At 64.2% G+C, this 18,987-nt stretch carries 16 protein-coding genes and 1 pseudogene; 13 read left to right on the top strand and 4 right to left on the bottom strand.

The genetic code is table 11. The features are described 5' to 3' along the window. Positions 1-65 precede the first annotated feature (65 nt). From OWC48_RS04185 to OWC48_RS04220, 8 genes and pseudogenes are all read left to right on the top strand, one after another. On the top strand, positions 66-245 hold the full coding sequence (locus OWC48_RS04185; RefSeq protein ID WP_282518810.1) for a hypothetical protein: 180 nt from the start codon (positions 66-68) through the stop codon (positions 243-245). A gap of 217 nt (positions 246-462) precedes the next feature. Further along, on the top strand, positions 463-627 hold the full coding sequence (locus tag OWC48_RS04190; RefSeq protein ID WP_014496710.1) for a Flp family type IVb pilin: 165 nt from the start codon (positions 463-465) through the stop codon (positions 625-627). A 350-nt stretch (positions 628-977) separates the two neighbouring features. Then, the gene (locus tag OWC48_RS04195; protein WP_282518811.1) at positions 978-1,391 is read left to right on the top strand and encodes a hypothetical protein; all 414 of its coding nucleotides are present in this window, start codon (positions 978-980) and stop codon (positions 1,389-1,391) included. 132 nt (positions 1,392-1,523) lie between these two features. Next, positions 1,524-3,200, top strand: coding sequence for a thiamine pyrophosphate-requiring protein (locus OWC48_RS04200; RefSeq protein ID WP_282518967.1), 1,677 nt, complete (start codon positions 1,524-1,526; stop codon positions 3,198-3,200). A gap of 102 nt (positions 3,201-3,302) precedes the next feature. Then, positions 3,303-5,816: a GAF domain-containing protein gene (locus OWC48_RS04205; RefSeq protein ID WP_282518812.1), complete on the top strand. Its 2,514-nt coding sequence runs from the start codon at positions 3,303-3,305 to the stop codon at positions 5,814-5,816. 21 nt (positions 5,817-5,837) lie between these two features. Next, positions 5,838-6,029: pseudogene (locus tag OWC48_RS04210) on the top strand (alpha/beta-hydrolase N-terminal domain-containing protein); the annotation flags it as partial. 128 nt (positions 6,030-6,157) lie between these two features. Then, positions 6,158-7,834, top strand: a complete 1,677-nt coding sequence (locus OWC48_RS04215; protein ID WP_282518813.1) for a hypothetical protein — start codon at positions 6,158-6,160, stop codon at positions 7,832-7,834. 472 nt (positions 7,835-8,306) lie between these two features. Then, positions 8,307-10,007 (top strand): alpha/beta-hydrolase family protein, encoded by a 1,701-nt coding sequence (locus OWC48_RS04220; protein ID WP_282518814.1) that lies wholly within the window; start codon positions 8,307-8,309, stop codon positions 10,005-10,007. Positions 10,008-10,010: 3 nt separating this feature from the next. Here OWC48_RS04220 and OWC48_RS04225 read toward each other — a convergent pair whose 3' ends face one another. Beyond that, complete coding sequence (locus OWC48_RS04225) at positions 10,011-11,594, bottom strand: MDR family MFS transporter (protein ID WP_282518815.1); 1,584 nt, start codon at positions 11,592-11,594, stop codon at positions 10,011-10,013. Between the two features lie 155 nt (positions 11,595-11,749). Beyond that, positions 11,750-12,265: a YcgN family cysteine cluster protein gene (locus tag OWC48_RS04230; RefSeq protein WP_282518816.1), complete on the bottom strand. Its 516-nt coding sequence runs from the start codon at positions 12,263-12,265 to the stop codon at positions 11,750-11,752. Positions 12,266-12,558: 293 nt separating this feature from the next. Between OWC48_RS04230 and OWC48_RS04235 the strand changes: the two genes are divergently transcribed. The 3 genes from OWC48_RS04235 to OWC48_RS04245 are packed head-to-tail and all read left to right on the top strand — an operon-like array spanning position 12,559 to position 16,013. Next, positions 12,559-14,844, top strand: a complete 2,286-nt coding sequence (locus OWC48_RS04235) for a PBP1A family penicillin-binding protein (protein WP_282518817.1) — start codon at positions 12,559-12,561, stop codon at positions 14,842-14,844. A gap of 9 nt (positions 14,845-14,853) precedes the next feature. Then, on the top strand, positions 14,854-15,432 hold the full coding sequence (locus OWC48_RS04240; protein WP_212482826.1) for a DUF1214 domain-containing protein: 579 nt from the start codon (positions 14,854-14,856) through the stop codon (positions 15,430-15,432). Then, entirely contained in the window at positions 15,429-16,013 is a 585-nt protein-coding gene (locus OWC48_RS04245) for a DUF1254 domain-containing protein (RefSeq protein ID WP_282518818.1), read from the top strand. Before OWC48_RS04240 ends, OWC48_RS04245 begins: the two co-directional genes overlap by 4 nt. A 350-nt stretch (positions 16,014-16,363) precedes the next feature. Here OWC48_RS04245 and OWC48_RS04250 read toward each other — a convergent pair whose 3' ends face one another. Continuing rightward, positions 16,364-17,056 (bottom strand): glutathione S-transferase family protein, encoded by a 693-nt coding sequence (locus OWC48_RS04250; RefSeq protein ID WP_282518819.1) that lies wholly within the window; start codon positions 17,054-17,056, stop codon positions 16,364-16,366. Between the two features lie 40 nt (positions 17,057-17,096). Further along, on the bottom strand, positions 17,097-17,333 hold the full coding sequence (locus tag OWC48_RS04255) for a DUF1127 domain-containing protein (protein WP_282518820.1): 237 nt from the start codon (positions 17,331-17,333) through the stop codon (positions 17,097-17,099). A 130-nt stretch (positions 17,334-17,463) separates the two neighbouring features. Here OWC48_RS04255 and OWC48_RS04260 point away from each other — a divergent pair, with 130 nt between their 5' ends. Both OWC48_RS04260 and OWC48_RS04265 read left to right on the top strand, forming a co-directional pair. Continuing rightward, the gene (locus OWC48_RS04260) at positions 17,464-18,402 is read left to right on the top strand and encodes a transcriptional regulator GcvA (protein WP_282518821.1); all 939 of its coding nucleotides are present in this window, start codon (positions 17,464-17,466) and stop codon (positions 18,400-18,402) included. A gap of 295 nt (positions 18,403-18,697) precedes the next feature. Then, a complete protein-coding gene (locus OWC48_RS04265; RefSeq protein ID WP_282518822.1) occupies positions 18,698-18,976 on the top strand; it encodes a metal-sensing transcriptional repressor in 279 nt (92 codons plus the stop codon). Positions 18,977-18,987: the final 11 nt, after the last annotated feature.

An 18,987-nucleotide genomic window follows, 5' to 3' on the forward strand; every position in this document is an offset into this window, starting at 1 on the left:
ACCGTTGGTTCCCCTTATGCGCAGCATGGTTCCGGCTCCGATCGAGCCAAGGTTCGCGTGCCCCCGTGCAGCAGGACGTCAGAAAGAACTACATCAGCATCGTGAACGACGCGCCTGATCACGAGCGCGCGGCGAGCACGGCGCCGCGGCCGCAGCCGGGCACGATGAAGGACTTCGTCGGCCGTCTCGCGACCGTGCTGAAACGCCGCCTTCCCGCCGCACCAGGCCCGACCATCACGCCCTGACAGGCGCACCGGCTCCCGCGCGTCCTTGCGGAGGGCCGTCGATTTGAATCCATTTGGATGGATCGATGGAACCTTAATTTAATGGATGCCATCGTATGTGACGGAGACGCGGCCGCCCGGGCTTCATTCTTCCCCCGCGCAGAAAAATCTATTCGATCTATTTACCAGTCCGAAAACGACGCTGCCACACATTGGATCGGATGAAGAGGAGTTGGCAATGACTTTGCTTAGGTCTTTCCTTGCCGATGAGACTGGCGCCACCGCCATCGAATACGGCCTGATTGCCGCCGGCATTGCGCTGGCGATCGTGACCGTCGTGAACAACACGGGCAGCCAGCTCCTCAACAACAAGTTCAACTCGATCAGCTCGTCGCTGAAGTAAAGGCCGCCTCGTAACGGCTGCCCTGGCCTGAGGCGACGTCCCTGCACGCGCCGACCCGGCGCGGCCGTCGGCGCACGCTTCCTCCCGGATCTCGTCACTGCGAGCGATAGCGACGCAATCCAGGGTCCTTCCGCGGAGGAATTCTGGATTACCTCGCAGCGCTCGCAATAGCGGTGGGTGGCCCGTAGCGCACTCAAACTCGTGTCCCGGACGCTACGCAACGTCCTTCAAGCAACCACATCTTTGCGCTCCCGCGCTTTGACGGCCTTTTGAGTCCTGATAGTCTTCGGCCCGGCGTGGTTCGACGGGCCATGCTCAATCATTGGACCGGAGCTGTTTGAAGGATGCGGATGCGAAGCGTGACGGTCTTGGCTCTCAGCCTCATGTTTGTCGGCGCCTGGTCGCACGACAGCGCGAGAGGACAGACTTCGGTCGCGCCTCCGGTTTCGCTTGCTCCGCCCAATGCATCGCCGCCGCGCGCGAGCGCCAAAACCTCCAGAATTCCGCCGGCGACATCCGGCAGGGAGGCTTCGCCACCCGTGATCGGCGGCCCTCCGCTGGTGCCGAATCCGGCCGCCGACTACGATGGCTTCAGCGTAGGCACCGTGGACGACAACGACGCCTCGAGCCAGGTGACGCCGCATGTGAGGTCACGCGCAGCAAAGGCCTCCAAGTCCAATCCGGATACTACCGGGCAGTCGTCGGTCGATCAGGAAGATGAGGCGTTGAAACGAAAGCTGACGATCTGCAAAAACTGCAAATAGGACGTTTGCCAGCCATTGGCGAAGCCGACCGGCGGCCGTAGCGGCTGCGGCAGCGCGCTGCATGGCTGACCTACCGCGACTGTCGCCTGCCCGTGCTTTACCCTCCCGCAAATTCCTGATCCTCTCTCCCCAATCGGCCGGACCAACCGGCCTGCGCCTGAGGAGAGAGACGCCATGAAGCTCGGCACCGCCATTGCGGAAATCATGAAGCGCGAGGGGATCGAGATCCTCTGCGGCTATCCAGTCAACCATCTGATCGAGCACGCGGCCAAGGCGGAGATCCGGCCGGTGATGGTGCGGCAGGAGCGCGTCGGGGTGCACATGGCGGATGCGATCTCGCGGGTGACGTCGGGGCGTTCGATCGGCGCGTTCTGCATGCAGCACGGGCCCGGCGCGGAGAACGCGATGGGCGGCGTTGCGCAATGCTATGGCGAATCCGTGCCCGTGCTGGTGCTGCCGATGGGCTATCAGAGGCGGCTTGCGCATATCGAGCCGAACTTCAGTTCCAGCGAGGCAATGAAGGCGTTTTCGAAATCGTCCGAGCCGATCATCCTGGCTGCGGAGGTCACCAACATTTTCCGCCGCGCCTTCACCAAGCTCAAGAACGGCCGCGGCGGGCCCGTCATTGTCGAGATCCCCGCCGACATGTGGAACGAGGAGGTGCCGGAGCCGCTGAACTACACGCCGGTGCTGCGCACGCGCTACGGCGCCGATCCTGTTCATGTGAAGGAGGCAGCGGGCCTGCTCGTCAACGCGAAGCGCCCCGTGATCTATGCCGGCCAGGGCGTGCACTACGCGCAGGCCTGGCCGCAACTGAAGCGGCTCGCCGAGCGGCTCGCCATTCCCGTCACCACCAGCTTAGGGGGCAAATCATCGTTCCCGGAAACGCATCCGCTGTCGCTGGGCTCGGGCGGCCTTGCGGTGCCGCGCGCTGTTCCAAAATTCCTCGCTGAGGCCGATGTCATTTTCGGCATCGGCTGTTCCTTCACCGAGACCAGCTTTGGCATCGCGATGCCCAAGGGAAAAACCATCATCCACTCCACGCTCGATCCGAACCATCTCAACAAAGATGTGGAAGCCAGGATCGGCCTCGTCGGCGATGCCGGGCTCGTGCTCGATGCGCTGCTGGAGGAGATCGGCAAGACGGTCACGAAGGATCGCGATGCATCTGCGGTCGCGGCCGAGATCGCCGCTTCGCACAAGGAGTGGCTGGCGAAATGGATGCCGAAACTCACCAGCAATGACGCGCCGCTTAGCCCCTATCGCGTGCTCTGGGACCTCCAGCACACCGTTGACATCAAGAACACCATCATCACCCATGATGCCGGCAGTCCGCGCGACCAGCTCTCGCCGTTCTGGAAGGCGGTCGAGCCCCTCACCTATCTCGGCTGGGGCAAGACGACGCAGCTCGGCTACGGCCTTGGGCTGGCGATGGGCGCAAAGCTCGCAAAGCCCGACAAGCTCTGCATCAATGTGTGGGGCGATGCAGCCATCGGGTTCACCGGCATGGATTTCGAGACCGCGGTGCGCGAGCGCATCCCGATCATGTCGATCCTGCTGAACAATTTCTCGATGGCGATCGAGTTGAAGGTGATGCCGATCTCGACCGAGAAATATCGTTCGACCGACATCTCCGGCGACTATGCCGCGATGGCGCGCGCCTTCGGCGGCCATGGCGAGCGGGTGACGAGGCCGGAGGACATCATCCCCGCGATCAAGCGCGGCATCCAGAAGACGAAGGAAGGCGTGCCGGTGCTGCTGGAGTTCATCACCAGCAAGGAGACCGAGGTGTCGCGGCCGGGGACTTGAGCCGTTTGCACTAAGGCGGGGGCTCGGCGCTGGCTCCAGCCGCAAGAGATGTGATAATCGGGCTTGGTACCGCATACGCCGCGGCGCTTAGCCGGATTATCAATGACCGCGCCTCCCCAGGACAAGGCCGCCGAGCTCGAACGGCAATTGCGATCCCAAGCGGCCGAGAATGCCCGCCTGCAAGCCGAGCTTGCCATTGCGCGCGACCGCCAGAACGCCAGCATGGAGATCCTGCGCACCATCGCTAACTCCTCGGGCGATGCGGAGGGCTCGCTGCAACAGATCGCGGAAGCGACCATGCATCTGTTCGGCGCGCCGAGCGCCACCATTCACATTGCGGAAGGCGACGGGTGGTCCAGGGTCATCCGGGTCGGCGACAGCTCCATGCGCGTCGGCGCCGGCGTGCCGCTCGCCCAGCTCAAGATCGGCGGCCGCAACATGCCCGGCACCATCGTGGCCGAGAACCGGCAGGTTCATGTCCCCGATCTCGACAATGTCGATCCGGCCATCTCCGACTGGCCCGGCATGCCTCACGTTCGCGCCGCCGGCACGCGTTCGATGTCCGGCTCGCCGCTGCGGCTTGAAGGCAAGGCGATCGGCGCGTTGATCGTCTACCGCGACCGCCTCGCGCCCTTCACCGATGACGAGATGGCGCTGCAACAGAGCTTTGCCGACCAGGCCGCGATCGCGATCGAGAACGCGCGCCTGTTCAACGAGACACGGGAATCACTGGAACGGCAGACCGCGACCGCCGACATTCTGAAAGTGCTGGCGAGCTCGCCCTCCGACGTGCAGCCGGTGTTCGACGCCATCGCCGCCAGCGCCAACCGGCTGATCGGGGGCTTCACCACCGCCGTGCTCCGCTACATCGACGGCGCCGCGCACCTCGTGGCATTCACGCCGGGCGATCCGGCCGGCGACCGCGTGCTCCAGGCCTCGTTCCCGGTGCCGTTCGCGCAGTTCCCGGCGTACCAGCTCACGGCCCATGGTGAATCGGCGCAGCTGCCGGATACCGAGCTCGAGCCGGCGGCACGCGACATCGCGCGCGCCCGCGGCTTTCGCAGCATGCTGTTCACGCCGCTGATGAGCGAGGGCGAGGCCAAAGGCGTCATCATCGCCACGCGGCGGACGACCGGCGCGTTCGCCGAGCATCATGTGCGGCTGCTGCAGACCTTCGCCGACCAGGCGGTGATCGCGGTCAAGAATGTCAGCCTGTTCAACGCCACACGGGAAGCGCTGGAACGGCAGACCGCGACCGCCGACATCCTCAAGGTGATCGCGGCCTCGCCGGCCGACGTCACGCCGGTGTTCCAGGCGATCTCCGACAGTGCCAAGGCGCTGGTCGGCGGACATTCCTCCACCGTCACCCGCGTCATCAACGGCATGCTGCATCTGGCCGCCTTCACCACCGACAACGAGGCCGGCAACGCGGAGCTGCGCAGCTCGTTCCCGGCGCCGCTTGCGGCATCGGGCATTCACAGCCGGGTGGCGACGAGTGGTGAATACGCCTTCCGCAGCGACATGCAGAACGAGCCCGACCTCACGGAGGCGATGCGGGAGCTGGCGCGGACGCGCGGCTATCGCAGCATCCTCGTGATTCCGATGCTGCGCGACGGGATTGCAATCGGAACCATCGGCGTGACGCGCCCCGAGGCCGGCCCTTTCCCGGACAAGGCGATCAGCCTGCTCAAGACCTTTGCCGACCAGGCCGTGATCGCGGTCGAGAACACCCGCCTGTTCAACGAGGTGCAGGACCGCACGCGGGAGCTCGCCAGATCGCTCGACGATTTGCGCGCGGCGCAAGACCGTCTGGTCCAGACCGAAAAGCTGGCCTCGCTCGGCCAGCTCACCGCCGGCATCGCGCACGAGATCAAGAACCCGCTCAACTTCGTCAACAATTTTGCCTCGCTCTCGGCCGAGCTGACCGACGAGCTGAACGAGGTGCTTGCGCCCGTCCCGCTCGCCGCCGATCTGCGCGCGGAGGTCGACGAGCTGACGGGGCTGCTGAGGGACAATCTTGGAAAGGTCGTGCAGCACGGAAGGCGCGCCGATTCCATCGTCAAGAACATGCTGCTGCATTCGCGCGAGGGCGGCGGCGAGCATCGGCTGAGCGACATCAACGCGCTGGTCGAGGAGAGTCTCAACCTCGCCTATCACGGCGCGCGTGCCGAGAAGCCGCTGTTCGACGTGACGCTGAAGAGCGAGCTCGACCCGGCGGCAGGTTCAGCCGAGGTGTTTCCGCAGGAGATTTCCCGGGTGCTCTTGAACCTGATCTCGAACGGCTTCTATGCGGTGACCAGGCGCCAGATGGGCAGCGGCGCCGGTTACGAGCCGGTGGTGATCGCCGCGACCCGCGACCGCGGCGACAGCATCGAGATCCGCATCCGCGACAACGGCACCGGCATTCCGGAAGAGGTGAAGGCGAAGATGTTCAATCCGTTCTTCACGACCAAGCCGGCCGGCGAAGGTACCGGTCTCGGGCTGTCGATGAGCCACGACATCATCGTGAAGCAGCACGGCGGCACGATCGACGTCACGACAGAGCCCGGCGCGTTCACCGAGTTCACGATCGTGTTGCCGCGAAAGAGCAGCTTTCCGGACCCGACCAGAGGATAGCGTCGCCCGGGAGGTGGTTTCATGTATCCAGCCGGGCTCATCCGGCGACAATTGCTGTCGCTATCCGGCGTCGGCCTCACGCTGGGTGCGCTGTTCTTCGCGGCTGCGCTGACGCCGACGCTGATCCCGCGCAGCTATCTCACGCAAGGCGCCCTCGCCGGCGGCTCATTTGCGATCGGCTATTTCGCCGGTGTCCTGTGGCACCGGCTGTGGGATGCGACGACGTGATGCGTGTGAACTGCCTCACACACTACCCCCGCGTTTGGGTGTAGCGTCCCGGCAGGTCCTTAAGGGTCCACCAGTTCGAGACTGCGCCTCATTGCAATAGGGGAGTTTCGGAAATGGCAGGTTCTGTTCTTTTCATCATTACATCTATTTTTATTTTGGTTTGTAGCCCTGCCCTCGCCGATCAGGGGGGCGACTCCGCCGGCGACTTGCTTCCCCAAGTGGCACAATGGGCGATCACGTTGCTGGGATTGATCGTGGCGGCCCGACTGGCATGGCAAGCATTCGGCCGAGCCGTTCGCGTTGCCGACGTCCCTACATTTCCGAAGTACATGACGAGCCACCGGCAATACCTGCTCGGAAGCTCGGCCTTCGTCGTGTTCGCCTGCGGCTTCTTCCTACTGCTCGTTCACGAGAATCGGCAAGTGATCATGCTGGCCCCGCTGGTGCCGGCAATTCCGGACGTCATCCTCGAGGCAGTCAAGGCCCAATCACCGCCCTACTTGATCGTCGTCGCCGCTATGGGCGCCGTCTTCCTGTACCTTCTCACCAAGGAGGCCGAGTGGAACGCGCTTCTGATGATGCGCGACGTCATCCGTATCTGGATCAGCGTTCCCCAACTCGTCAAGCAGATCATAACGCAGATACGATTCTCGCTGCGCGTACCAGCTGCAGCAATTGCTGAAGTCATCGCGAGCGCGCCGGAAGTGGCAGCGGCGGACTTTCATAAAAGTCTGCCGACGCCCGACCGGATGTGGGCGGAGATCTGCTACATGAAGTGGTGGCTGATGCAGCGCCGCGAAGCCGGAAAGGATGCGATCTTCTTCACCGAGGACAGCTTCGGCTTCGACCAGCTCATTCAAAAATCTCAGTGGGCGTCGTATACGATGGGTCGATGGAAGTCCGGCACTGCGCCGGACCTGGATCTAACAACGTTCCCTCAGACCGTCACGGAACTTCACGACAATTGTGCCCGACTCGTTGCCTGCTATCTGATCTACCGCAACGGCGCTAGAAACAATTTGTGCGCCGAAGCCAAGGAGTTTGGAATAGACGTCGACGCCACGGCTCAAACCAATCCCTTGCGGTACTGGATCATCTACGCCATTGCGCTGATCTTCTCGGTCTACATCGGAGTCATCGTTTCGGCCGTCGCTTATGACCTCATCGACGGCCAGGGCATCGTTCTGAGACAGGACCCGAACCGCCTGCTGGCGTGGGTGCTGTATGCACTCTGCAACTACGGGCTCGCGATCATCGTGGTGCTGCTTCTGCGATGGATCTTGAGTGCATTGGGAGTCGATGCCAACCAGTCGCATCTGGTTACATATTGCTGGACCTTCCTGGTGTCGTTTGTCATCGGGCCAACGGGCTTGACCGTTGCGGTTCATTATTTCGGCCAGGCATCGCTGAGCCAGTTGCCGTATCCCGACCTCTACTTCAAAATGCTGCAATGGGGGCTGGGGCCGGCGCTCGTCTCGGTCTATATCTCTTATTATCTGGACAGACAGTCCTGCTCCGATCTGCCGGACATCGACAGTTCTGCTGCGACCCTGCGGCGACGATTGCTGAACTGCTTCGCCTTTGCGGTCGGAACGGTCTTCCTGTTGCTTCCGAACCTATTGTCCCTGACTGCGCCACCCGATGCGGTCTGGGTTGCGAGCAAGTTACAATTCATTGCTACCGGCACGACGTTTTTCACAGCCTTTGGTTTGGCGCTTGCGGCACAGTTTGCGCTCAAGAAGGAACCGCAGCCCCAGGCTTCGCTTCCCGGGGTGGTACGGACATCGTAGCCGCTGGATAATCTTGGTCAGGTAAGTAGCGCGCGCGTCGCCGACGCCGCGCTGCTTGCCGCAGCGGGCGGCCACCTGGGCATGGCTGACCTACCCCCTACGCATTGGGCCGAGCTTTACCGTCTCTCCGATTCCTGCCCCTCTAGAGAGCAATCGACCGGATCAACCGGCTCGTCCGGGGAGAGTGACACCATGAAGCTCAGCACCGCGATCGCGGAAATCATGAGGCGCAGGGATCGCGATCCTCTCCGGCTATCCCGCCAACATCGAAAAACTTGGCTCGACCAACATCTCCTGCAACTATGATGGTGCGCGCCTTCGGCGGTTATGGCGAGGGGGTGACGACGCCGGGGAAATCGTGCCCGCGATCCGTTGCGGCATCCAGGAGACGAAAGAAGGCGCGCCGGTGCTGCTGGGGTTCTTTGCCAGCAACTAGTCCGAGGTGTCGCGGCAAGGGACGCGAGGTGGTTTCATGAATCCAGCGCGGCTCATTCGGCGACAATTGCTGTCGCTGTCCGGCGTCGGCCTCACGCTGGGTGCGCTGTTCTTCGCGGCCGCGCTGACGCCGACGCTGATCCCGCGCAGCTATCTCACGCAAGGCGCCCTCGCCGGCGGCTGCTTTGCGATCGGCTATTTCGCCGGTGTCCTGTGGCGCCGGCTGTGGCACTATCTCGAACTGCCCGAGCCTTCGGCGCGCGCAAGATCAATTGCGAATGCGCTTGTCGCAGTCGGCTGCCTGCTCGTCGTCATCCTCGCCCTCGGGCGCACCGCCGAATGGCAGAACTCGATCCGCACCGTGATGAAGATGGCGCCGGTGGAGACGGCCCATCCGCTCAAGGTCTGCGCCATCGCCCTGATCACGTTCGTCGTGCTGCTGGCGCTGGGGCGGCTGTTCGCGTTTGTCGCCCGCTTTCTCGCCGCGCGCATACGACGCCTCGTTCCACGGAAGGTCGCGAACGTGATCGGCCTGCTCGCCGCGGCCCTGCTGTTCTGGTCGATCGCCAGCAATGTCCTGATCCGCACGGCGTTCAACGCACTCGACTCCTCCTTCCGCGAACTCGATGTTCTGTTCGAGCCCGAGCGGCCGCAGCCGACCGATCCCGGTCGGACGGGGAGTTCTGCGTCGCTGGTGAAATGGACGGAGCTCGGGCGCATGGGACGCCGGTTCATTGCCTCAGGCCCGACCGCAGCCGAGATCAGCGCCGTCACGGAAAGGTCCGCGCAGAATCCCGTGCGCGTCTATGTGGGGCTCGGCAGCCGCGACACCGCGCAAGCGCGCGCTAGGCTCGCGCTCGAGGAGCTCAAGCGCCAGCACGGCTTCGACCGCAAAATCCTGATCGTCATCACGCCGACCGGCACGGGCTGGATCGATCCGGCGGCGATGGATACGGTCGAATATCTCCACCATGGCGATGTCGCGAGCGTCGCGATGCAGTATTCCTATCTCAACAGCCCGCTGTCGCTGCTGTTTCAGCCCGAATACGGCGCCGAAGCGTCGCGCGCGTTGTTCGCGGAAATCTACGGCTACTGGACGACGCTGCCGAAGGACAAGCGGCCGATGCTGTATCTGCACGGACTGAGCCTCGGCGCCATGAACTCGGAGAAATCCGCGGAGCTGTTCGAGACGATCGGGGATCCCATTGGCGGCGCGCTGTGGAGCGGGGCGCCGTTCGAGAGCCGCATCTGGCGCTCGGTCACCGCGAACCGCAATCCGGGATCGCCGGCCTGGCTGCCGGAATTTCGCGACGGCCGCCTCGTCCGCTTCATGAACCAGAACGGACCGACGGTGCCGCGGGATACGCCCTGGGGGCCGATGCGCGTCGTCTATCTGCAATATGCCAGCGACGCGATTACCTTCTTCGCGTACCGCGACGCCTATCGGGCGCCGGCCTGGATGAATGCGCCGCGCGGGCCTGACGTTTCGCCGGAGCTGCGATGGTATCCTGTCGTGACGATGCTGCAGCTCGCCCTCGACATGGCGGTCGCGACCGCGACGCCGATGGGCTTTGGCCACGTCTACGCGCCCGAGCATTACGTCGATGCCTGGGTCGCGGTGACAGATGTCAATGATTGGTCCGCCGAAGCACTCGCGCGGCTCAAGGAACAGCTTGCGGCGAAGGCGCGAAAGACGAGCGCGGGTGATGCCGACGACGATCCCGATCGCGGCGGCTAACCCCTACTCCGCCATCTCCACCTGCTGCGTGACGGAGGGGCCGGCGAGCGGCCGCTCCTCCATCATGATCAGGCAGAGCGCAGCGGTGGTCATCAGCGCGGTGGCGGCGCCGAAGACGTAGCGGAAGGCGTGCCGCATGTCGTCGGCGGGAATGACGACGGCGCCGGCGGCATGATGCTCGCCGGCCAGCGGGACGTCGGCGCCGAGCGCGATCAGCAGGATCGCCGCGAACGCCGCGACCGTGAATGAGGACATCAGCGAGCGGAAGAAGTTCATCGCGCCGGTGATGGTGCCGACTTGCGGGCGCGCGACCGAATTCTGCAGCGAGACCACGCAGACCGGGAAGGTCGTGCCGAGCCCGAGCGCGAACGCGGCCATCAGCGTCAGCAAGCCCCACAGCGGCAAGGTGGTGACCGTGAGGCCGAGGCCGCACAGCGCGGCCCAGGACGTGCCGATGATGGCAACGCGCTTGTAGTGTTTCGCGCGCGCCATGGTGCGGCCGGCAATCGCCGCGCCGCAGGTCGAGACTGCCGCGAGCGGAATCAATGCGAGCCCCGCCTCGCTGGCGCTGAGATGGTAGACCGACTCGTAATAGAGTGGCAGCTGCACGGTGAGGCCCGTGATCGCACCGAGCCCGCAGCCCCCGGCTGTCATGGCGAAAGGCGCCACCGAACCCGTCAATAGCTTCAACGGCAGGAACGGCTCGTCGGCCCGCCGTGCGTGCCAGACGAAGGTGACCGCGAGCGCGACGGCGCCGCCCACCATCGCAAGCACCGTCGGCGAGAGCCACGGATAACGCGTGCCGCCCCAGGTCAGGACCAGCATGAAGACAACCGCAGAGGCCATCAGCAGCACGCCGCCGAGCCAGTCGACCTTGCGCTTGCGGTGGAACACCGGAATCTTCTTCATCTTCGGCAGCAGCATCGCGATCGCTGCGGCCGCGAGCGGGAGATTGATCCAGAAGATCATCGACCAATGCAGATGCTCGGCGAACACGCCGCCGATGACCGGGCCCAGGATGCCGCCGACCATCCAGACGCTGGAGAAATAGGCCTGGTACTGGCCGCGCTCGCGCGGGGAGACGATATCGGAGATCACGGTCTGCACGACAGGCATGATGCCGCCGCCACCGAGGCCCTGAAGGCCGCGCGCCAGGATCAGCATCGGCATGCTCGGCGCGATCGCGCACAGCACGGAGCCGGCGACGAACAGGCTGAGCGAAATGATGATCATCACGCGCCGGCCGTAGATGTCGCTCAGCGTCCCGAACACCGGCGCGACCGCGGTCGAGGCGAGCAGATAGGCGGTGATGACCCAGGAGAGATTGGAGACGTCGTGAAACTGGCGCCCGATGGTCGGCAGCGCGGTCGCGACGATGGTCTGGTCGAGCGCAGCCAGGAACATCGTCAGCATCAGGCTGATCACGATGGTCCGGACCTCGTCCTGCGACAACGGCGCCGGCGGCGCGAGCGAGGGCGCGTCGTCGACGCTCAAGACCTCGCTGGGAAGGCGGGACAGCTCTTCGGCAATGTCGTCAGGCAACGCCTGAATGTCGGCAGAACTGCTCTGCCGGTCGAACTTGTTCATCTCGATCGGAAGCCGTGAGGCGGCGCAACGCCGCGAAGGATTCGTTCTATGCAGGCAATGTAGAGAGGAAAGTTCTTCTCAGGCAGGCACCGCGGCGCATGGGTGCATCCCGCCGCGGGGTCATCGCGATGACGTGATCCGACGTCGCAGGCGGGTCAGTCCTTCGGACGTCGCTTCAGGCGTGCCCGTTTCGGCAGCTGCGCCGGCCATTGCACGATGTGGTCCTCGAGCTCCTCGTCCGGGATCTCCTCCTCGCTGCCCTCGACCCGGCCGCGGACGGAGACGCCGGCTTCATGAACGGAGTCGGGATCGCCCGAGACCAGCGGATGCCACCAATAGAGGTCGCGCCCTTCCGCGACCAGCTTGTAGCCGCAGCTCGGCGGCAGCCAGTTCAGGGTGCGGACATTGGCCGGGGTCAGCCGGACACAGTCGGGAACCTTGGCCGACCGATTCGGATAGTCCTTGCACCCGCAGGTCCCGGCATCGAGCAGCTTGCAGCCGACATGGGTGAAATAGATATCGCCGGTATCCTCGTCCTCGAGCTTGTTCAGGCAGCAGCGGCCGCAGCCGTCGCACAGGCTCTCCCATTCGGCCGTCGACAGCTCTTCCAACGTCTTGGTTTTCCAGAAGAATCCTTCCTGGCCTGAAGGTCGTTTGGGAGCTGCGGTCATGCGTCTCAACAAGGGTTCGAAAGAGCTACGGCTCGTTCCATCTACGGCGTGCGGCCGGGACGCTGCAAGCAACGCCCAATTGAGGCCCGTAATGAACCGGGGTCAATTAGGCCTGTTGTTCAAAATCGCGAGCCTGACCATTGGTTTATAGGCCCTGCTCGGCTAGAAGGAACAGCAAGTCCCCTCGGACGCGAAACCGGCGCCTTGGGTTTGCCGTAACATTCCCTCAAGACGTCTCGGTGCCGCCCGGCCGGGTGCCTGAACGCTGTCGAACCGAGCCTCAAGGGTTCTAGGTGGTCCAGAACACACCATCCAACTGGAAGAGCCGCATCCGGAATTTCTTTCTGGATCTCGACGCGCGCATCGATTCCTCGCTGTTCTCCTCCGCCAAGGGTATCCGCGAGCTCTACGAGCGCTACTCGACCTTCATGGACCGCTTCTATGTCGGGCGGTGGAAGCGCTGGGTGTTCATCGAGCCGCTGTCGGAGGCCGCGACGCTGGGCCTCGGCGGCCTGGTCGTGATGCTCACGCTCGCCATCCCCGCCTTCCGCGAGACCGCGGACGAGGACTGGCTGAAGAAGTCCGACCTCGCGGTGTCGTTCCTCGACCGCTACGGCAACCCGATCGGCAGCCGCGGCATCAAGCACAACGACTCGATCCCGCTGGAAGACTTTCCGGACGTGCTGATCAAGGCGACGCTCGCAACCGAAGACCGCCGCTTCTACGAGCATTTCGGCATCGACATCGCCGGCACCGCGCGCGCGCTCGTCACCAACGCCCAGGCCGGCGGCGTCCGCCAGGGCGGCTCCTCGATCACCCAGCAACTCGCCAAGAACCTGTTCTTGAGCAACGAGCGCACCATCGAGCGCAAGGTCAACGAGGCCTTCCTCGCGGTCTGGCTGGAATGGCGCCTGACCAAGAACGAGATCCTCAAGCTGTATCTCGACCGCGCCTATATGGGCGGCGGCACGTTCGGCGTCGACGGCGCGGCCCACTTCTATTTCAACAAATCCGCGCGCGACGTGACGCTGGCGGAAGCCGCGATGCTCGCCGGATTGTTCAAGGCGCCGACAAAATACGCCCCGCACATCAACCTGCCCGCGGCGCGTGCCCGCGCCAACGTCGTGCTCGACAATCTCGTCGATGCCGGCTTCATGACCGAGGGACAGGTGTTCGGCGCCCGCCGCAACCCGGCCTTCGCAGTCGATCGCCGCGACGAGGCCTCGCCGAATTACTATCTCGACTACGCCTTCGACGAGATGCGCAAGCTGGTCGACACCTTCCCGAAGTCGTACACCGAGCGCGTCTTCGTGGTGCGCCTTGCGATGGACGCCAACGTGCAGAAGGCCGCGGAAGACGCGATCGAGAACCAGCTGCGCCAGTTCGGCCGCGACTATCACGCGACGCAGGCCGCGACCGTCGTCTCCGATCTCGACGGCGGCATCCGCGCCATGGTCGGCGGCCGCGACTACGGCGCGAGCCAGTTCAACCGCGCCACCGACGCCTACCGCCAGCCCGGCTCGTCGTTCAAGCCTTACGTCTACACCACCGCGCTCCTCAACGGCTTCACGCCGAACTCGATCGTGGTCGACGGTCCGGTCTGCATCGGCAATTGGTGTCCGCAGAACTATGGCCATTCCTATTCCGGCGCGGTGACGCTGACGCAGGCGATCACGCGCTCGATCAACGTCGTGCCCGTCAAGCTGTCGATCGCGATCGGCCAGAAGGAACAGCCGAAGGCGCCGAACCCGGCCAAGCTCGGCCGCGCCAAGATCGTCGAGGTCGCCCGCCGCTTCGGCCTCAAGGCGCCGCTGCCCGATACGCCGTCGCTGCCGATCGGCTCGGACGAAGTCACCGTGCTCGAGCACGCCGTCGCCTACGCCACCTTCCCCAACCGGGGCAAGGCGGTGACGCCGCATTCGGTGCTGGAAGTGCGCACCGGCGCCGGTGATCCGGTCTGGCGCTGGGACCGCGACGGTCCGAAGCCGCGACAGGCGATCCCGGCCTCCGTTGCCGCCGACATGGCCGGCATGATGAGTCACGTCGTCAGCGAAGGCACCGCGCGCCGCGCCGCGCTCGACGGCATTCCGACCGCCGGCAAGACCGGCACGACCAATGCGTATCGCGACGCCTGGTTCGTCGGGTACACCGGCAATTTCACCTGCGCGGTGTGGTACGGCAATGACGACTATTCGCCGACCAATCGCATGACCGGCGGCTCGCTGCCGGCGCAGACCTGGCACGACATCATGGTCGCCGCGCATCAGGGCGTCGAGGTCCGGGAAATCCCCGGCATCGGCATGGGCCAGAAGCTGCCGCCGCAGCCGGTGGCAGCGCAGGCCAATGCGGCACCGAAGGTGCTGGAGACCAAGCCCGGCCCGCCGCCCGTGCTGACCAAGCGCGGCGCCGACGTCCTGGTGCGCGTCGAGAAGCTGCTCGATGACGCCGCCAGGACCGCGACCAAATCAACCAGCAACGACGCCAACGCGGCCAAGCCGGCCTCGTCGACGAGCGCGCTCGCCTTCCCGCAGAACTATGCGGAAGAGAATGCGAATGCATCCGTCCCGCGCAAGAACTGATCGAAACCCGTGCGGCTGATCCTGATCACATTGACGGCCCTTCTGCTCGCGAGCGTGGTCGGCGTCGGCGCGACCTGGATGACGACGACGCGCGGCACCGAGATCGGCGCGCTGACCATCGGCCCCTGGACCGCCCGCCCCCGCACCGGCACCGCCGACGTCGATCCCTATTCGCGCGCCACCATCGTGCGCAACGGCGAGCTGCCGATCGGCACCGGCGACGGCGTCGCCTTCACCGCGACCGCCGACGAGAAGAAAAAGGCGCTCGACGGCCGCTGCGACGTCGTCGTCTCCGGCGTGACGCCGCCGGCGCGGTTCTGGACGTTGACGCTGTACGACCGCAAGGGCCACCTCGTCGCCAATTCGCTGCAGCGCTATGGCTTCACCAGCCAGGAGATCGTGCGGCAGTCCGACGGCTCGTTCGAGATCCGCATCGCCTCGCGCTCGCGCGCCGGCAACTGGCTGCCGACCGGCGGCATCGAGCGCTACGCGCTGATGCTGCGCCTCTACGACACCCCTGTCGGGGTTGCGACGCGCACCCAGCGCGATGCGCCGATGCCCACGATCAAGACGGTGGGCTGCTCATGATCCGCCTGCTGTTCACAATCGTCGCGGGCGTGGTGCTGGGCCTCGTGGTCCATCTCGTCAGCGTGCTGGCGCTGCCGCGGATCGCGACACAGGACGCCTATTCGCGGCTGACGCCGATGACCAAGCTCAACGCCGTGACGCAGCTTCCCCTCGCCGATCCCAACAATTCGCCGATGCCGTTCATGGACCCGGCCTTCGCGATCGCGATCTGCCGCTACGACCTCACAAGCGGGCCGCTCAAGCTCACGGTGCCGGTGAGCCAGGCCTACACCTCGGTGTCGTTCTACACCCGCAACGAGATCGCCTATTACGCCATCAACGACCGCTCCGCCGGCAAGAAGGTGATCGAGCTCGACCTCATGACCGAGCCGCAGCACAACGAGCTGCCCGAGGACGAAGAGATCACCGCGGCCGACCGCCTGATCATCGATTCCCCTGCTACCACCGGCCTGATCGTGATGAAGGCGCTCGCCGCCGAGCCCGGCCTGATGCAGCAGGCGCAAAGCTCGCTCCAGGCTGCGACCTGCGCACCGCAGACAGAAGCGCCGGCCAAGGCCGAGGCACCGCGCGGACGGCGTTGACGCCCGGCCGTTTGGGCACGCTCAAAACAAAAACATGAAAAACAACCCCATGCACAGTAGTGGGGGCATTGAGACTGCTAGCTAATTTGAACGACCGATCAGCAGCAGCGCGACCTCAGCAGCGAGACCATTTTGGCCGCCTTTGACACGTCGGGCAAAACACTGGCATGATGGCAACATCGAAAGTTCGTAACACCCGCGGCGGAGCAATCCGCCGCGCTTTTTTCATGTCGTAGCACAGGTTACCGTGATCTAAGGATCACCGTCGTCCCCCGCCGCTCGAAAACGCAATCCACTGCGTCGGGTAGCTGGCGGAAAGTCCCTGCCCCCAGTGTCAGTCCAAGCCTAGATCAATATCTCGGGCGGTGCGACTTCGCCCACTCGCGGGCATGCGCAATGGGCGCGCGCGGCGGCAGGATCGCGCGCAGCTTCTGCGTCGTCGGCAGGCTCTCCATGCGCTCCCGCCATCGACAGAAGGCCGGATATTTCGGGTACATGGCTTTGCCTTCCTCCGTCAGGCTGAACGCAAAGGTGCTTGGCAAAAGGTAGAAATCCGCGATCGAGAGTTCTGGACCGAGGAGGTAGTCCCGACCATTGGCGAGCTCGCGCTCGATGGCCACGAGTGCGGTCTCGACCTTGGGCAGTGCGTGCGCCACCACCTTCTCGTCGGATGCAATCCCGAGCTCGGGAAACACCAGCCGCTCGTGGGTCACATGGTAGATCATGTAGGGATAGACGTAGGAATCGACGACACCGATCCATTGATTCATGCGAGCCCGCGCGTGCGGGTTCTGCGGCGTCAGCCGTGCTCCCGCGAACACCTCGTCGATGTAGCCGACGATGGCGCGCGTCTCGTAGACGGTGAAGTCGCCGTGCCGGAAGATCGGAACGCGGTTGAACGGATGGAGCGCGAGATGCTCGCTCCTGCCCATCACGGGCTCGAGGTCCTCGAAGCGGTAGGCCACGTCCTTGTGGGTGAGGACGAGCCGCACGATGTTGACGAACGTGCTGCGGGGAAAGCCGTAAACGATGGTCTCGGACATGTTTTCTCCTCCCGGTTCGCTTGCTGTCGATCGGGTTCGATCAGCGCCAGAACGGCTTGTTCGCTTGCTCCAAGGCCTCTTCCCGAGTGAGCCCGAGATCGGCAAGGAGATGGGGATTGTCGGCAATCGCGCGAAGATCGTCGCGCTGATTTATCCGCTCGATACGGGCAAGCCATCTGCCGATCAACGGCTGCCATGAATTTTGTTTATGATCCGCGGCCGCCGCACTGCGTCGAACTCGCGCCGGAAAACCGCGATCGGCAATAGGTATTGACATTTATTGCCTCCAAATCCCATGATTTCGTGTCGTGGCCCGCCTGCATAGGGCCGGCAGGGCAAAGTTCGCAAAGCATCGTTTCTCGGGCCAGCCCCAATTTTTCTCATGAAGTCCCTCAGGAAGGTTCGTCATGCGCCCGCGTTTGCCACCGCTGAACGCACTAAAGGCCTTCGAAGCCGCAGCCCGCCACGAGAGCTTCACGCGGGCCGCCGAAGAGCTGTGCGTCACGCAAGGTGCGGTGAGCCATCAGGTCAAGGCGTTGGAAACGGAGCTCGCCATCAAGCTGTTCAGCCGCGAGCGCCAGCGCCTGATCATCACGGAAGCGGGTCGCGACTATCTCGCGGTGATACGCGATGCGCTGGACCGAATTGCCGCGGGTACGGAGCGGCTGTTGCAGCGACAGAACGCAGGCGTGCTCACGGTCAGCACGTCCCCGGATTTTGCCGCCAAATGGCTGGTGCATCGCCTCGGCCATTTCGCGGAAGCGCATTCGGAAATCGATCTCCGCGTCTCGGCAACGATGCATCACGTCGATTTTGCGCGTGAGGAGGTCGATCTTGCGGTCCGCCATGGCGATGGAAACTGGCCGGGCCTCGATGCCACAAGGCTCTGCACGGAACGGCTCTTCGCCGTATGCAGTCCCAAGCTGCTGTCGGGACGCCGCCGCATCGGCGGGGTCGCGGATATCCTGAGATTTCCCCTGATCCACCTCGACAGCAGATCCGACTGGGCAGATTGGCTACGTGGCGTCGGCATTGACGACGCCGATGTCACGCATGGTCCGGTGCTCAATCGCGCCAGCATGGTCATCGATGCCGCAATCAACGGCCAGGGCATCGCCCTGGCCCGCACGACATTGGGCGCCTGGGACCTGATCAATGGACGGCTGGCGCTGCCCTTCCCGGAGTCAGTGCCATTGTCGAAGAGCTATTGGATCGTCTGCCCCAAGGCGACCGCGTCACTTCCGAAGATTGCGACATTTCGTGACTGGCTGCTCGCGGAGGCCGCGAGCGACCTGCGCCTGCTTAAATCCTTCACCGGGACTTCAAAGGCAGCGAAGCGGCGATAAGGCCCTCGTTTCCGGCGATTTTCTCACCCGCGGATGGATGCTCCGGATTGGCAAGCCACCGGAACCAAGCCTCCCTTTCGAACCAAAATATTGCCGAGCCGTCAGACCCTCAGGCCGTCAACCCGAGTTTGCGCGTGTTCGACAAGCATCAACTAGCTTAGCTGTCACTGGGGCGTTCACCCGGCAAACAGGTTCCTGCGGAGCGCAACCTCCCGTGCTGCGGCAATCCGCCCAGCGGGAGGCCTTGGCTGCGCAGTCGTTATGGATTATCCCCTCCCAGGGGATAGGATAAACCATGACGCAACACGTACACGAGAGTCATTCGCACATCGTCAAGCGCCTGAAGCGCGCCGAAGGACACCTGCGCACGGTCATCGCGATGTTCGACGACGGACGATCCTGCCTGGACCTCGCCCAGCAGCTCCATGCTGTCGAGAAGGCGATCTCCGAGGCCAAGAAGGCCCTGATCCACGATCACGTCGACCATTGCCTGGATGCAGCCGCCAACGGCGGCTCAGGCAAGTCGACGAAAAGCGTTCTCGCCGAGTTCAAGGCGATTTCGCGATACTTGTAGCGCGGAGCTTT

The sequence above is a fragment of the Bradyrhizobium sp. Arg816 genome, assembly GCF_029989365.1.
GTDB lineage: Bacteria > Pseudomonadota > Alphaproteobacteria > Rhizobiales > Xanthobacteraceae > Bradyrhizobium.